Genomic DNA, 15,853 nt, shown 5'->3' with positions numbered 1-15,853 from the left:
CCTCGCGGAGTCAGGACCGGCCCCAGGCGAGTCCCTCCAGTTCCTCGATGCCGCGGTTGAACTCCACCATCAGCGTGAGGAATTGCTGGGTCCGTTCCTCGTCCCACCCCGCCGCACGGATCAGCCGCGCGGCCCCCGCGCGGCTGATGGCCCGGTCGGCCTCCAGTCGCTCCAGGCCCAGAGGTGTGGGCCGGAAGGTGCGGGCGCCGCCCTTCGTGGCGGCGTCGATGCGCTCGACCAGGCCGTGCCGGAGCATCGTGCTCATCTGCCGGTTGATGGTGGACACATCGGCCTGGAAGGTGTGGGCCAGCTCCTTGAGGGTGAGCGGATCGCCCGTTTCCAGCCGGGTGAGCAGAACGTAGGCCGAGCGGTCGAGGCTCTGGCCGATGCGGGGACCGCGGGAGGCGATGAAGTGCCTCGACAGCAGGGTCAGCTCGCGTTCCAGGTCGTTCAGTCGGCGATCCTGCCCGCTCGGCTCGGTCATCTGTCCTCTGTTCCCTTCCTCCGCGTTCGCTCCACCAGTGTCCACGGCCGGGCCGGGCCCCGCCGACTCGCCCCGTGGTGCGCCGTCCTCTACCATGTGTATGTATCATGCACATCGTAGAGGAGCGCACGGCATCATGGGTTCACGCACGCTGCAGGGCAAGACCGCCATCGTCACCGGGGGAGCCTCCGGCATCGGCTCCGCCGTCACCAGGCTCTTCGTCGAGCGCGGCGCCCGGGTCGTCGTCGTCGACCTGCAGGAGGAGGCCGGGCGGCGCATCGCCGAGGAACTCGGTGACGCCGTGGTCTTCCTCCAGGGCGACGTCTCCGACCGGAAGGTCGCCGACGCGGCCGTGGCCGGCGCCGTCGACCGCTTCGGATCCCTCGACGTGCTGGTGAACAACGCGAGCGTGTCGCGGCAGAAGCCGTTCGAGGAGCAGACGGACGACGACTGGGACCTCGCGATGAACACGGGTCTGTACGCGACCCGCAACTTCATGCTCGCCGCCCTGCCCGCATTGAAGAAGACCGGCAACGCCTCCGTCGTCAACTTCGGCTCCGGCGCCGGACTCAACGGCCAGCCGAACCAGGCGTCCTACGCCGCCGCGAAGGAAGCGATCCGCGGCCTGAGCCGGGTGGCAGCCAATGAGTGGGCCCCGTACAACATCCGGGTCAACGTGGTCTGCCCGATGGCCCTGACCGCAGGCGTGGCCCAGTGGGCCGAGGCCCGCCCCGAGCAGTACGCGCAGTCCGCCGCCTCGGTGCCGCTGGGCCGCTTCGGCGACCCCGACCGCGACGTCGCCCCGATCGTCGCCTTCCTGGCGAGCGACGACGCGCAGTACATGACCGGGCAGACCGTGATGGCCGACGGCGGCGCCGTGAAGCTCCGCTGAGCCGCGCTCCGTTCCGGCCGGCCGGGAGGAGCGGGAGGCCGCTGCCGGGGCGGCGGGGCCGGTCGCCGCGCGGTGAGTCACCGGCCGGCTCGACGACGCCCCGGCCGTGCGTCTGGTCAGGTGGCCGAGTGGCCGTACGTGGCACCGATCACCTGACCAGGCGATCGGGGCCGTGGGGTCGCGCTGCTCCTGGCCCGGTGGTCCGAGGCGAGCGCGCTCAGGCCTTCGCTCAGCCGCGCCCTGATCGGTGTCCCCGCGCGTGGTGAGGGCGGCGCGGCCACGATCGCCCGGTGGGTGCGATGGTCAGGGGCGCCAGCCTGCGCGGAAGACCCGTCGGCCGGGACTGACATCGCCAGCCCGAGCCGGTGGAGCGGTACGTACCGGACCGCGACCGGTCCCCCGGGCAAGGGCGATGAGGGCAGCCGGTGCACGCCGGCATCGGGCACGCCCGCCGGGCGGAAGCCGCCTCGCGCATGGCGTCGTCCGGCACCTCCGGGTGCCCGGAAGGGTGTGGAGGAATCAACCGTTCCGTACTGTCCGGGAGCCTCCGCGGCCTACGACAGGACCGTACTGAATCGTGCCGCCCCGCTCAGGCCCGGTGAGAGTTGCGGGAGGCCGGCGCGGGGGTCGGCAGGGGGCTGGTGGCCGCGCGGGTGACGTCGCCGACCAGTTCGACCACGTCCGGGCCGTACGCCTGGGAGTTGACGACCTTGAGGAGGAGTACGAAGGAGTTGTTGCCGTGCTTGCGGGCCAGCTTCTCGTGGTGCCGGGCGAGATAGCGGGTGGCGGCCTGGTTGGTGATCGCGCGCTGGCCGCAGAAGAGGAACGCGGGCCGGGCCTCGCGCCGGTCGCCGGCGGTGAGGCGGGCCAGGAGTACGTACTCGGTGACACCCGCGTCCAGGCGGTAGCGCTCGCCGCCGATCTGGAAGGCGCCCCGGTCCGGGCCGGGTTCCGGATCGACGTTCACTCGCACCCCGGGCAGCATCGCCGCCATGTGGGCGGCCATGCGCCGGTTCGAACCGGGCCCGCCCACACAGAACTCCGTGCGTTCGCCGAAACCCTGGCCGACCATGTCCTGGGTGACGACCTGGACGTGCGCGCCGCAGTCCTTGACCAGCGCGGCGAGTTCCAGCAGCGCGAACACGTCGAAGCGGTGGACCGCCGGCTCCGAGGCGGCCGGGTCCCTGTTGACGACGAGCAGCGACTCGGAACTGTCCGGCAGCCCGAAGAACGCCTGCTTCCGCCGGAGCTTGCGCTTCCACAGGTAGGTGCGGGCGAGCCAGCCCAGCGTGGCGCTGATGCCCGCCGCGACCACACCCAGGACGATGTTGCGTACGTCGTCAGTCATGGGCGCGCATGCTAGCGGGCGTCGGCGTACCCGTGTTCGACGGGGCGCGGGGGCTCCGGGCGCACCAGGCCGCGTCGTGTGCTCCTGACGCGGCCATGACGATCAACTAAGCTGCCCGAACGGCCTTTCCCTGGAGGTGCGGATGCGTCGCCCTGTCGCACGGAATCTGACGGTCCTGGCGGTCTCGGCCGCCGTGGTGGTGTCGGTGGGAGCGGCCGCGCCGCCCACGTCACAGCACCGGCCCGCTCCGAAGACCCCGGTCGCCGTCGGATACGGCGGCGCGGTCGCCAGCGTCGACCGGGACGCCTCCGCCGCCGGGATCGAGGTGCTCCGCAAGGGCGGCAACGCCGTCGACGCGGCCGTCGCCACCGCCGCGGCACTGGGCGTCACCGAGCCCTACTCCGCCGGGGTCGGGGGCGGCGGCTACTTCGTCTACTACGACGCCAAGTCCCGTACGGTGCGCACCATCGACGGCCGCGAGACCGCGCCGCTCACCGCCGACGAGAAGCTCTTCACGGAGGACGGCAAGCCGCTCGCCTTCGCCGACGCCGTCACCAGCGGCCTGTCCGTGGGCACGCCGGGCACCCCGGCCACCTGGCAGACGGCCCTCGACAGGTGGGGCAGCCGGAAGCTCTCGGCCGTGCTGAAGCCCGCCGAGCGGCTGGCCCGGCACGGCTTCACCGTCGACGAGACCTTCCGCTCCCAGACCGCCTCCAACGAGCAGCGGTTCCGCTACTTCCCCGACACCGCCGAGCTGTTCCTGCCGGGCGGCGAACTCCCGGTCGTGGGCTCGACGTTCAAGAACCCCGACCTGGCCCGCACCTACAAGGAACTGGCCCGCGAGGGCGTCGGCGCCCTCTACCACGGCGAACTCGGCGAGGACATCGTCGACACCGTCAACAAGCCGCCCGTCGACCCGGACTCCGGCTGGAACGCCCGCCCCGGCGACCTGTCCGCGAAGGACCTCGCCGCCTACGAGGCCAAGCTCCAGGCGCCCACGAAGACCTCGTACCGAGGCCTGGACGTCTACTCCATCGCCCCCTCGTCCTCCGGCGGCACCACGGTCGGCGAGGCCCTCAACATCCTGGAGCGCACCGACCTCTCCAGCGCGGACAAGGCCGGCTACCTGCACCGCTACATCGAGGCCAGCCGTATCGCGTTCGCCGACCGAGGGCGCTGGGTCGGCGACCCCGCCTTCGAGGACGTACCGGCGAAGGAGCTGCTGTCGCAGCGGTACGCCGACTCGCGCGCGTGCCTGATCAAGGACGACGCGGTGCTCACCAGTCCGCTCGCCCCCGGCGACCCGAGGCACCCGGCCGACTGCGCGGGCGGCGGCACGGCGGCGCCGACGACGTACGAGGGCGAGAACACCACGCACCTCACGACGGCCGACAAGTGGGGCAACGTCGTCGCCTACACGCTCACCATCGAGCAGACCGGCGGCAGCGGCATCACCGTGCCCGGCCGGGGCTTCCTGCTCAACAACGAGCTGACGGACTTCTCCTTCGCCCCGGCCAACCCGGCCGTCCACGACCCGAACCTGCCCGGACCCGGCAAGCGCCCGCGCTCCTCGATCGCGCCGACGATCGTCCTCGACCGCCACCACCAGCCGGTCGTGGCCCTCGGCTCACCCGGCGGCGCCACCATCATCACCACCGTGCTGCAGACCCTCACCGGCTTCCTCGACCGCGGACTCCCGCTCGTCGACGCGATCGCCGCCCCGCGCGCCAGCCAGCGCAACGCCGCGCAGACCGAACTCGAACCCGGCCTCTACGACAGCGGCGTACGGGCCGAGCTGGAGGCCCTCGGGCACTCCTTCAAACCCAACCCCGAGATCGGCGCCGCGACCGCCGTGCAGCGGCTGCCGCACGGCAAGTGGCTGGCCGCCGCGGAGAAGGTACGGCGCGGCGGCGGTTCGGCGATGGTGGTCGAACCGGTGCGGCGGAGGTAGTCACAGTTCGGGGACGGGCCGTTCCGGCGTCCGGAACGCCAGCCGCCCGTCCTCGACGTCGACCGTCACCCGGCCGCCCTCGGCGACCCGGCCGTCGAGCAGCAGCCGGGACAGCTCGTTGTCGACCTCGCGCTGGATGGTGCGGCGCAGCGGACGCGCGCCGTACTCCGGCTGGTAGCCGCGCTCGGCGAGCCAGTCCACGGCCGCGTCGGTGAAGTCCACGGTGATGCCCTGCGCGCGTACCATCCGGCGGGTCTGGTCGAGGAGCAGGCTGGTGATCTGCCGCAGTTGCTCGCCGCTGAGCTGGCGGAAGACCACGATCTCGTCGACGCGGTTCAGGAACTCGGGCCGGAAGTGCTCGCGCAGCGGGCGCAGCACCTGCTCGCGCCGGGCCTCCTCGTCCGCCTCCGCGCCGCCCGAGCCGAAGCCGATCCCGGCGCCGCGCCGGGTGATCACGTCGGAGCCCAGGTTGCTGGTCATCACGACGACCGTGTTGGAGAAGTCCACCGTCCTGCCCTGCGAGTCGGTCAGCCGCCCGTCGTCCAGGACCTGGAGCAGGATGTTGAAGACGTCCGGGTGCGCCTTCTCCACCTCGTCGAGCAGCAGCAGCGAGTACGGGTGGCGGCGCACCACCTCGGTCAGCTGACCGGCCTCCTCGTGCCCGACGTAGCCGGGCGGGGCGCCGACCAGGCGGCTGACCGTGTGGCGCTCCTGGTACTCGCTCATGTCCAGGCGCACCATCCGGTCCTCGCTCCCGAACAGCGCCTCGGCCAGCGCCCGGGCCAGTTCGGTCTTGCCGACGCCGGTCGGGCCGAGGAAGAGGAAGCTGCCGATGGGCCGGTCGGGACTGGAGAGCCCGGCGCGCGAGCGCAGCACGGCGTCGGAGACGACCCGTACGGCCTCGTCCTGGCCGACCACCCGCTCGTGCAGGTGGGACTCCAGGCCCAGCAGGCGGTCCTTCTCCTCCTGGGTGAGGCTGCTGACCGGGATGCCGGTCTGCCGGGAGACCACCTCGGCGATGGACTCGGTGTCCACGACCAGGTCGAGCCCCTCGTCGGCCTGCCCGTCGCCGGTGGCCTCGGAGATGCGCTGCTTCAGTTCGACGATCCGGTCCCGCAGCTGCGTCGCCTGTTCGTACTGCTCGTCCGCGACCGCCTGGTCCTTGTCCCGGACCAGCTGGTCGACCTCGCGCTCCAGGGCCCGCACGTCGGTGCCCTTGGTGCGCGACCGGAGCCGGACCCGGGCACCCGCCTGGTCGATCAGGTCGATGGCCTTGTCGGGCAGCCGCCGGTCGGTGAGGTAGCGGTCGGACATCTCCACGGCCGCGACCAGCGCCTCGTCGGTGTAGCGGACCTGGTGGTGGGCCTCGTAGCGGTCGCGCAGACCGCGCAGGATCTCGATGGCGTCGGCGGTGGTGGGCTCGGGCACCAGGATGGGCTGGAAGCGGCGGGCGAGGGCCGCGTCCTTCTCGATCCTGCGGTACTCCTCCAGCGTGGTGGCGCCCACGATGTGCAGTTCGCCACGGGCCAGGGCCGGCTTGAGGATGTTCCCGGCGTCCATCGACCCGCCCTCGCCGCCCCCGCCGGCGCCGACGACGGTGTGCAGCTCGTCGATGAAGATGATCAGCTGGTCGGAGTGGGCGCGGATCTCGCCCACGATGTTGTTCATCCGCTCCTCGAAGTCGCCCCGGTAGCGGGTTCCGGCGACCACCCCGGTCAGGTCGAGGGCGACCACCCGCCGTCCCGCCAGCACGTCGGGCACGTCGCCGTCGGTGATGCGCTGCGCCAGCCCCTCCACGACGGCGGTCTTGCCGACCCCGGCGTCACCGATCAGGACGGGGTTGTTCTTGCCGCGCCGGGAGAGCACCTCGACGGTCTGCTCGATCTCCTCCTCGCGGCCGATCACCGGGTCGATGCGGCCCTGCTGGGCCAGATCGGTGAGGTCGCGGCCGTACTTGTCGAGGGTCGGGGTGTTCGTGGCCCGGGTGCTCTCGGTGCGGGCCTTCGCGGCCTCCGGGGAGTCCGTGGGCACGTTGGACGGCGCGAACCGGGCCGCGTTCAGGATGTGCCCGGCGGCCGAGTCCGGGTTGGCGGCCAGGGCGCTGAGCACGTGCTCCGGGCCGATGTAGCCGGTGCCGGTGGAGCGGGCCAGCTCGTGCGCGTCGAGCAGGGCCCGCTTGACGGCCGGGGTGAGCGAGAGAGACGTGGGCGGCGGGACCTCGCCGGGCGGGTGCTGCACCGGGCCGGTCCGCTCGTCGATCTGCGAGGCCAGCGAGTCGGGGTCGGCACCGGCCCGGCTGAGCAGTCCCCGGGTCGGCTCGGTGGAGAGCGCGGCCCGCAGCAGGTGCTCGGTGTCCAGATCCCGGCTGCCGTGCTCGGCGGCGTACTGGGCGGCGCCGCGCACCAGCTCCCGGGCGGGCTGGCTGAGCAGTCGGCCGATGTCGATCTGCCTCGGCCTGGGCCCGCCGAAGAAGCGTGCCAGGAACTCCGCGAACGGGTCGCCCTCCGGGCCCATGTAGCCGCTGGTCATCGTGTACGGACCTCCGCTGCATCGCTGATCGACGTGCCGGGGCCGGGTAACCCGGACGGGGCGCGGTCATGCCCAACATGACACGTTCTGTTCCGGCGGGCATGCCGGGAAGCCGGGATCGCGGAGGACGGCACGCAGGGGCTCGCTCAGCGGCTCATGACCCGTCCCGCGACGTCATGGCCCGTCCCGGACGTCTCACAGCCCGTCCCGCGAGGTCAGGACGCGCGGACCGCTCTCGGTGATCGCCACGGTGTGCTCCACGTGCGCCGCCCGGGAGCCGTCGTTGGTGCGCAGGGTCCAGCCGTCGGGGGCCGCGTGGTAGTCGTCCCGGCCGCCCGCGATCAGCATGGGCTCGATGGCGATGACCATGCCGTGCCGCAGCGGGAGCCCGCGCCCCGGTCGGCCCTCGTTGGGCACCCCCGGGTCCTCGTGCATGTGCCGGCCGATGCCGTGGCCGCCGAAGTCGTCCATGATCCCGTAGCCGCCCGCCCGGCACACGGTGCCGATGGCGTGCGCGATGTCGCCGATGCGGTTGCCGACGACGGCCGCCCCGATGCCCGCCTCCAGGGCCCGCTCCGCGGTCTCGATCAGCTTCACGTCCGCCGCGCGGGGGGTGCCCACCACGAAGCTGAGCGCCGAGTCCCCCGCCCAGCCGTCCAGGAGGGCGCCGCAGTCGATGGAGACGAGGTCCCCGTCGCGGAGCCGGTAGCCGTCCGGGATGCCGTGCACGATCGCGTCGTTCACCGACGCGCAGATGACGCCGGGGAAGGGCGTCGGCGCGAAGGAGGGCCGGTACCCGAGGAACGGCGAGCCCGCGCCCGCCTCCCGCAGCACCTCGTGCGCCACCGCGTCCAGCTCCAGCAGCGACACGCCCACGTCCGCCGCCTGCCGTACCGCGGTCAGGGCCCGCGCGACGACCTGCCCGGCCGCGTGCATGGCGTCGATCGATGAGTCCGTCTTCAGTTCCACCATGCCAATTACTATACCGGTATTTGAATTGGTCCACGACGGCGGGGGCGGTATTAGAATGACGCCATGGTGCGCACCCCCCTGACCCCCGAAGAGCGCGAGCGCGGCGAGCAGCTCGGCCGCCTGCTCCGCGCGGCCCGCGGCGAGCGGAGCATGACGGCGGTCGCCGCCGAGGCCGGCATCTCCGCCGAGACCCTGCGCAAGATCGAGACCGGCCGGGCCCCCACCCCGGCGTTCTTCACGGTGGCCGCACTGGCCGGCGCGCTGGGGCTGTCCATGGACGAGCTGGTGGGCAGGTGCGTTCCCCTGCCGGCCTGAGGCGCCCGCACTCACCCACAGGAGTGCGAAACGTGATCGACACCGCGCCTTGACGACGATGGTCTTGGCAAGCCCGTCCGGCCAGGCTTACGTTCGTCCCTCTACGGCCTGCTCTACGGGCGTAGAGGCTCTGACGTCGTGTCGAAGGAGCAGCTCATGGCCAACGTCGTACGTGCCGCTCTCGTCCAGGCCACCTGGACCGGCGACACCGAGTCCATGGTGGCGAAACACGAGGAGCACGCCCGCGAGGCCGCCCAGCAGGGCGCGCAGGTCATCGGGTTCCAGGAGGTCTTCAACGCCCCCTACTTCTGCCAGGTCCAGGACCCCGAGCACTACCGCTGGGCCGAGCCCGTGCCCGACGGCCCCACCGTCCGCCGCATGCAGGCCCTCGCCCGCGAAACCGGCATGGTGGTCGTCGCCCCCGTCTTCGAGGTCGAGCAGTCCGGCTTCTACTACAACACCGCGGCCGTGATCGACGCCGACGGCACCGTCCTCGGCACCTACCGCAAGCACCACATCCCGCAGGTCAAGGGCTTCTGGGAGAAGTTCTACTTCCGCCCCGGCAACCTGGGCTGGCCGGTCTTCGACACCGCCGTCGGCAAGGTCGGCGTCTACATCTGCTACGACCGCCACTTCCCCGAGGGCTGGCGCCAACTCGGCCTCGGCGGCGCCCAGCTCGTGTACAACCCCTCGGCCACCCACCGCGGCCTCTCCGCCCACCTGTGGCAGCTCGAACAGCCCGCCGCGGCCGTCGCCAACGAGTACTTCGTCGCCGCCATCAACCGGGTGGGCGTCGAGGAGTACGGGGACAACGACTTCTACGGGACGTCGTACTTCGTGGACCCGCGCGGACAGTTCGTCGGCGACACGGCCAGCGACACCAAGGAGGAACTCGTCGTCCGCGACCTGGACTTCGGCCTCATCGAGGAGGTCCGGCAGCAGTGGGCCTTCTACCGCGACCGGCGTCCCGACGCCTACGAGGGGCTGGTACGGCCGTGACCCGCGACCTCTACGCCCGCCACCGCGCCGTCCTGCCCGACTGGCTCGCCCTCTACTACGAGGACCCGCTGGAGATCACCCACGGCGAGGGCCGCCACGTGTGGGACGCGGCCGGCAACAAGTACCTCGACTTCTTCGGCGGCATCCTCACCACGATGACCGCGCACGCCCTGCCCGAGGTCACCAAGGCCGTCGCCGAACAGGCCGGACGGATCGTCCACTCCTCGACCCTCTACCTCAACCGCCCGATGGTGGAGCTCGCCGAACGCGTCGCCCAGCTCTCCGGCATCCCCGACGCCCGCGTCTTCTTCACCACCTCGGGCACCGAGGCCAACGACACCGCCCTGCTGCTGGCCACCGCCCACCGGCGCAGCAACGCGATCCTGGCGATGCGCAACAGCTACCACGGCCGCTCCTTCAGCGCCGTCGGCATCACCGGCAACCGCGGCTGGTCCCCGACCTCCCTCTCCCCGCTCCAGACCCTCTACGTCCACGGCGGCGTCCGCACCCGCGGACCCTACGCCCACCTGGACGACCGGGACTTCATCGACGCCTGCGTCGCCGACCTCGAGGACCTGCTCGGCCACACCCGCGCCCCCGCCGCACTGATCGCCGAACCCGTCCAGGGCGTCGGCGGCTTCACCTCCCCGCCCGACGGCCTGTACGCCGCCTTCCGCGAGGTGCTGCACGAGCGGGGCATCCTGTGGATCTCCGACGAGGTGCAGACCGGCTGGGGCCGCACCGGCGAGCACTTCTGGGGCTGGCAGGCACACGGCAGGAGCGGGCCGCCCGACATCGTGACTTTCGCCAAGGGCATCGGCAACGGCATGTCGATCGGCGGTGTCGTCGCCCGCGCCGAGATCATGAACTGCCTGGACGCCAACAGCATCTCCACCTTCGGCGGCACCCAGGTCACCATGGCCGCGGGCCTCGCCAACCTCGCGTACCTGCTGGAACACGACCTCCAGGGCAACGCCCGGCGCGTCGGCGGCCTGCTCATCGAACGGCTGCGCGCCGTCGCCGCCCAGGTGCCGCACGTACGGGAGGTGCGCGGCCGCGGTCTGATGATCGGCGTCGAACTGACCCGGCCCGGCACCGACGAGGCCGCACCCGAGGCCGCGACCACCGTGCTGGAGGAGGCCCGCGCCGGCGGGCTGCTCGTCGGCAAGGGTGGCGGCCACAGCACCAGCGTCCTGCGCATCGCCCCGCCGATGTCCCTCACCGTCGCGGAGGCCGAGGAGGGCGCCGCGATCCTCGAACGCGCCCTGCGGAGCATCTGACCGCCGCGTGGCCGAGCCCCAGGAGGCGCCGCCATGACCACCACCTCGCGGGTCCCGGCCCAGCAGCCCCGGGAGCCCTGGGAGCCGGCTCTGTCGGTCCGCCAGGTCCTCGACCTGGAACGGGTGCAGGCAGGACAACCCGAGGTGGTGGCCGGCGCCCACCGGCTCGACCGGCCGGTGCGCTGGGTGCACGTCGCCGAGGCCGCCGACGTCGGCGTGATGCTCAGCGGCGGCGAGATGGTCCTGACCACCGGCGTGCTGCTCGCCGGCGACGAGGACAGGCAGGGCGAGTACATCCGCTCACTGGACCGCGCGGAGGCCGCGGCCGTCGTGCTCGGCCTCGGCCGGGCCTTCCCCGCGCCGCCCGACGTGATGCGCAGGGCGGCCGAACGGTGCGGACTGCCCCTGGTCGTCCTGCACCGGCCCTTCCCCTTCGCCGAACTGACCGAGGAGGTGCAGTCCCGGCTGCTGCGGCGCAAGTTCGCCGCCGTCAGCCTCTCCGAGGCCGTACGCACCGAACTGACCGGCCTGATCACCGCCGGCGCCCCGGTGCAGCGCCTGCTCGACGAGGTGGCCCGGCACGCCGGCTGCCCGGTCGTCGTCACCAACCTCGCCCACCGCGTGCTCGCCACGGCGGGGGAGCGGGCGGCCGTCGACGACGTCCTGCGGGACTGGGAGCGCATCGCCCGCCAGGCCGGTGCCGCGTCGGCCGACGGCTGGGTCCGCGCCGAACTGACCTGCCGCGGGGAGCGCTGGGGACGCCTGGTGCTGTGCGGCTACCGGGGCGAGCGCGCCGCCGGACGCCTGCTCGCCGACCGCGCGGCCGAGGCCCTCGTCCTGCACCGCATGCTCGCCGGCGACGGCACCCACGGCGGCGTCGCCGCGGGCACCCGGGACGCGTGGGACTCGTGGGAGGAGCAGTCCGCGCGCAGCCTGCTCACCGACCTGGTCACCGGAGCCGTACCGGCGCGGCAACTGCTGCCCCGGGCGCGCGCGGCCGGCCTGCCCGTCAACCGGCGCGTCTTCGTCCCCCTCGTCGTCCGCGAGCGGGAGCCGGCCCGGCCCGCCCGGGTGCTGCGGCGCCTCGGCCTGCCCGGCATCGCCGCCCGGCTGGCCGACGACCACGTCGCCGTCCTGCTCAGCCTCGCCCCCGACCAGGACGCCCGGGCGCTCACCGCCCACTTCGCGACCAGGCTCCGTGCGGAACCGGACGCGTCCCGCACCGTGGTCGCGGCGGCCGACGCCCGCGCCGACTGGACGGACGTCCCGGCGGGCCTGCGCGAGGCCCAGCACGTCGCCGACGCCGTCGCCGACTCCGCGACCGCCCTGGACCTGCCGCCCGTCGTGCGGCTGCGCGACATCCATCTGCGCGGCCTGGTGCGGCTGCTGCGCGACGACCCGCACGTGCAGTCCTTCGCCGAACGCGAGCTGGACGGACTGCTGCGCGGCCCCGACCAGGACCTGCTGCCCGTCCTGCGCACCTACCTCGCCACCGGCCGCAACAAGTCCCGCACCGCCCAGCTCCACCACGTCTCCCGGCCCGCGCTCTACCGCCGCCTCGAAGCCATACAGGGCCTCCTCGGCGTCGACCTCGACGACTTCGAGCAGGCCGCCTCCGTCCACATCGCACTCCTCGCCCACGACGCCCAACAGGGGTGACACCGTGCAATGCCCGACCCCCGCAGACGTGACACCGTGCCACTCAAACCGGCCGGCCGCCGTCCCTAGTCTCGCCGTACACCGAGCGAGTGGAGGCCGAAGATGAGCCGAGTGATCCGTGCCGCGCTCTTCCAGACCGCCTGGACGGGCGACAAGGAATCGATGATCCAGGTCCACGAGCAGGCGGTGCGCGACGCCGCCGCCCAGGGCGCACAGGTCATGTGCTTCCAGGAGCTGTTCTACGGACCGTACTTCTGCCAGGTCCAGGACCCGGAGTTCTACGCCTACGCCGAGAGCATCCCGGACGGGCCGATCGTCGAGCGCTTCCGGCGGCTCGCCCGCGAGCACGGCATCGTCCTGGTGCTCCCCATGTACGAGGAGGAGCAGCCCGGCGTCCTGTACAACACCGCCGCCGTCATCGACGCCGACGGCTCCTACCTCGGCAAGTACCGCAAGACCCACATCCCCCAAGTCCGCGGCTTCTGGGAGAAGTTCTACTTCCGCCCCGGGAACTCCGGCTGGCCGGTCTTCGACACCGCCGTCGGCAAGGTCGGCGTCTACATCTGCTACGACCGGCACTTCCCCGAGGGCTGGCGGGCGCTGGGCCTCGAAGGCGCCGAGATCGTCTTCAACCCGTCGGCCACCTCGCGCGGCCTGTCCGGCTACCTGTGGCAGCTGGAGCAGCCGGCCGCCGCCGTCGCCAACGAGTACTTCGTCGGCGCCATCAACCGCGTCGGCGTCGAGGAGTACGGCGACAACGACTTCTACGGCACCTCGTACTTCGTCGACCCCGAGGCCCGGTTCGTCGGCGAGGTGGCGAGCGACAAGGAGACCGAACTCGTCGTCCGCGACCTCGACATGGCCAAGCTGCGCGAGGTCCGCGACCGCTGGCAGTTCTACCGCGACCGCGCGCCGGGCGCCTACTCCCCGCTGACCGCGCCCTGATCCGCCGGCGCCCCCGACAGGAGGGAACAGCAGCATGAGCAGCCGTACCGTCATCCGCGGCGGCCTCGTCGTCACCGCGTCCGACGAGATGCACGCCGACGTTCTGATCGAGGACGGCCGCGTCGCCGCCCTCGCCGCGACCGGCACCCCGGCGGCCGAGGCGTTCACGGCCGAGCGGACCATCGACGCGAGCGGCAAGTACGTCATCCCGGGCGGCGTCGACGGGCACACCCACATGGAGATGCCCTTCGGCGGCACCTACGCGGCCGACACCTTCGAGACCGGCACCCGTGCCGCCGCCTGGGGCGGCACCACCACCATCGTGGACTTCGCCATCCAGAGCGTAGGGCACTCCCTGCGCGAGGGCCTGGACGCCTGGCACGCCAAGGCCGAGGGCAACTGCGCGATCGACTACGCCTTCCACATGATCGTCTCCGACGTCAACGAGAACACCCTCAAGGAGATGGACCTGCTGGTGGAGGAGGGCGTGACCTCCTTCAAGCAGTTCATGGCCTACCCCGGCGTCTTCTACTCCGACGACGGCCAGATCCTGCGCGCCATGCAGCGCGCCGCCGGCAACGGCGGCCTGATCATGATGCACGCCGAGAACGGAATCGCCATCGACGTCCTGGTCGAGCAGGCCCTCGCCCGCGGGGAGACCGACCCCCGCTTCCACGGCGAGGTGCGCAAGGCGCTGCTGGAGGCGGAGGCGACGCACCGCGCGATCCGGCTCGCGCAGGTCGCCGGGGCGCCGCTGTACGTCGTGCACGTCTCGGCGACGGAGGCGGTGGCGGAGCTGGCCCGCGCCCGCGACGAGGGCCTGCCCGTCTTCGGCGAGACCTGCCCCCAGTACCTGTTCCTGTCCACCGACAACCTCGCCGAGCCGGACTTCGAGGGCGCCAAGTACGTGTGCAGCACGCCGCTCAGGCCCAAGGAACACCAGGCGGCGCTGTGGCGGGGCCTGCGCACCAACGACCTCCAGGTGGTCTCCACCGATCACTGCCCCTTCTGCTTCAGCGGGCAGAAGGAGCTGGGCCGCGGCGACTTCTCCAAGATCCCCAACGGGATGCCGGGCGTCGAGAACCGCATGGACCTGCTCCACCAGGCCGTCGTCGACGGGCACATCAGCCGCCGACGCTGGATCGAGATCGCCTGCGCCACCCCGGCCCGGATGTTCGGCCTGTACCCGAAGAAGGGCACCGTCGCGCCCGGCGCGGACGCCGACATCGTCGTCTACGACCCGGACGCCGAGCAGGTGATCTCCGCCGAGACCCATCACATGAACGTCGACTACTCGGCCTACGAGGGCAGGCGGATCACCGGCCGGGTGGAGACCGTGCTCTCGCGCGGCGAACCGGTCGTCACCGAGCGGGAGTACACCGGGCGCAAGGGCCACGGCGTCTACACCCCGCGCGCCACCTGTCAGTACCTGAACTAGGAGTGGTGCCCATGGACTTCGGACTCGTCCTGCAGACCGACCCGCCGGCCTCCCGCGTCGTGGAGCTGATGCAACGGGCCGAGCGCAACGGCTTCAGCCACGGCTGGACCTTCGACTCCGCCGTGCTCTGGCAGGAACCGTTCGTGATCTACAGCCAGGTCCTGTCCCACACCAGCACGCTGAAGATCGGCCCGATGGTCACCAACCCGGGCACCCGCACCTGGGAGGTGACCGCCTCCACCTTCGCCACCCTCAACGACATGTTCGGCAACCGCACCGTCTGCGGCATCGGCCGCGGCGACTCCGCGATGCGCGTCGCGGGACGCAAGCCCAACACCCTCGCCCGCATCAGCGAGGCCATCAAGGTCATCCGCGCGCTCGGCAGGGGAGAGGAGGCCGACCTCGGCGGCGGCACCGTCGTCCGGTTCCCCTGGATCAAGCCCGGCGCCGAGGTCCCCGTGTGGATGGCCGCGTACGGGCCCAAAGCATTGAAGATGACCGGCGAGGAGGCCGACGGCTTCATCCTCCAGCTCGCCGACCTCTACCTCACGGAGTACATGGTCAAGGCAGTCCGGGACGCCGCCGAGGCCGCCGGACGCGACCCGTCCGAGGTGACGATCTGCGTCGCCGCCCCCGCCTACGTCACCGCCGACGACTCGCCCGAGGCCCTCGCCCACGCACGCGAGCAGTGCCGCTGGTTCGGCGGCATGGTCGGCAACCACGTCGCCGACCTGGTGGCCAAGTACGGCGCCCACACCGGTGCCGTTCCCGACGAACTCACCGACTACATCAAGGCCCGCGAGGGCTACGACTACGCCCACCACGGGCGCAGCGGCAATCCCGACACCCAGTTCGTGCCGGACGAGATCGTCGACCGGTTCTGCCTGATCGGACCGGTCGAGAAGCACATCGAGAAGCTGACCGCCCTGCGCGCCCTCGGCGTCGACCAGTTCGCGCTGTACGACATGCACGACGCGCAGGAAACCGTGATCGACGCCTACGGCACGAAGGTCATCCCGGCCGTCAACGCGTGACCCACCC

13 protein-coding genes are annotated in these 15,853 nt (G+C 72.1%); 9 read left to right on the top strand and 4 right to left on the bottom strand.

What is annotated here, in order from left to right; all coding sequences use genetic code 11:
• Positions 1–10 precede the first annotated feature (10 nt).
• The gene (locus NI25_RS06340) at positions 11–484 is read right to left on the bottom strand and encodes a MarR family winged helix-turn-helix transcriptional regulator (protein ID WP_061441513.1); all 474 of its coding nucleotides are present in this window, start codon (positions 482–484) and stop codon (positions 11–13) included.
• A gap of 136 nt (positions 485–620) precedes the next feature.
• On the opposite strand from NI25_RS06340, the gene NI25_RS06335 reads away from it, so the two are divergent.
• Complete coding sequence (locus NI25_RS06335; RefSeq protein ID WP_061441512.1) at positions 621–1,376, top strand: SDR family NAD(P)-dependent oxidoreductase; 756 nt, start codon at positions 621–623, stop codon at positions 1,374–1,376.
• Positions 1,377–1,965: 589 nt separating this feature from the next.
• Here the strand turns inward: NI25_RS06335 and NI25_RS06330 are convergent.
• A complete protein-coding gene (locus tag NI25_RS06330) occupies positions 1,966–2,724 on the bottom strand; it encodes a hypothetical protein (protein WP_061441511.1) in 759 nt (252 codons plus the stop codon).
• Between the two features lie 142 nt (positions 2,725–2,866).
• Between NI25_RS06330 and ggt the strand changes: the two genes are divergently transcribed.
• Entirely contained in the window at positions 2,867–4,675 is a 1,809-nt protein-coding gene (ggt, locus tag NI25_RS06325; protein WP_061441510.1) for a gamma-glutamyltransferase, read from the top strand.
• Here the strand turns inward: ggt and NI25_RS06320 are convergent, their stop codons facing one another.
• A complete protein-coding gene (locus NI25_RS06320; RefSeq protein WP_061441509.1) occupies positions 4,676–7,204 on the bottom strand; it encodes an ATP-dependent Clp protease ATP-binding subunit in 2,529 nt (842 codons plus the stop codon). It lies immediately after the preceding gene.
• Between the two features lie 195 nt (positions 7,205–7,399).
• Positions 7,400–8,176, bottom strand: coding sequence for a type I methionyl aminopeptidase (gene map, locus NI25_RS06315; RefSeq protein WP_061441508.1), 777 nt, complete (start codon positions 8,174–8,176; stop codon positions 7,400–7,402).
• Between the two features lie 63 nt (positions 8,177–8,239).
• Between map and NI25_RS06310 the strand changes: the two genes are divergently transcribed.
• From NI25_RS06310 to NI25_RS06280, 7 genes are all read left to right on the top strand, one after another.
• A complete protein-coding gene (locus tag NI25_RS06310) occupies positions 8,240–8,491 on the top strand; it encodes a helix-turn-helix domain-containing protein (protein ID WP_061441507.1) in 252 nt (83 codons plus the stop codon).
• 156 nt (positions 8,492–8,647) lie between these two features.
• Positions 8,648–9,490, top strand: a complete 843-nt coding sequence (locus NI25_RS06305; RefSeq protein ID WP_061441506.1) for a nitrilase-related carbon-nitrogen hydrolase — start codon at positions 8,648–8,650, stop codon at positions 9,488–9,490.
• Positions 9,487–10,770, top strand: a complete 1,284-nt coding sequence (locus NI25_RS06300; protein ID WP_061441505.1) for an aspartate aminotransferase family protein — start codon at positions 9,487–9,489, stop codon at positions 10,768–10,770. The genes NI25_RS06305 and NI25_RS06300 overlap by 4 nt, the downstream gene beginning before the upstream one ends.
• A 33-nt stretch (positions 10,771–10,803) precedes the next feature.
• Complete coding sequence (locus NI25_RS06295; protein ID WP_061441504.1) at positions 10,804–12,429, top strand: PucR family transcriptional regulator; 1,626 nt, start codon at positions 10,804–10,806, stop codon at positions 12,427–12,429.
• Between the two features lie 102 nt (positions 12,430–12,531).
• Entirely contained in the window at positions 12,532–13,374 is an 843-nt protein-coding gene (locus tag NI25_RS06290; protein ID WP_061441503.1) for a nitrilase-related carbon-nitrogen hydrolase, read from the top strand.
• A gap of 34 nt (positions 13,375–13,408) precedes the next feature.
• Positions 13,409–14,812: a dihydropyrimidinase gene (gene hydA, locus NI25_RS06285; protein ID WP_061441502.1), complete on the top strand. Its 1,404-nt coding sequence runs from the start codon at positions 13,409–13,411 to the stop codon at positions 14,810–14,812.
• A gap of 11 nt (positions 14,813–14,823) precedes the next feature.
• Positions 14,824–15,846: a TIGR03842 family LLM class F420-dependent oxidoreductase gene (locus NI25_RS06280; protein ID WP_061441501.1), complete on the top strand. Its 1,023-nt coding sequence runs from the start codon at positions 14,824–14,826 to the stop codon at positions 15,844–15,846.
• Positions 15,847–15,853: the final 7 nt, after the last annotated feature.

It is taken from the genome of Streptomyces sp. CCM_MD2014 (assembly GCF_000772045.1).
In the GTDB taxonomy this organism is placed as follows: Bacteria; Actinomycetota; Actinomycetes; order Streptomycetales; family Streptomycetaceae; genus Streptomyces; species Streptomyces salinarius.
Note: the sequence above shows the minus strand (reverse complement) of the source record. Positions and strands in the feature narration are given on the sequence as shown.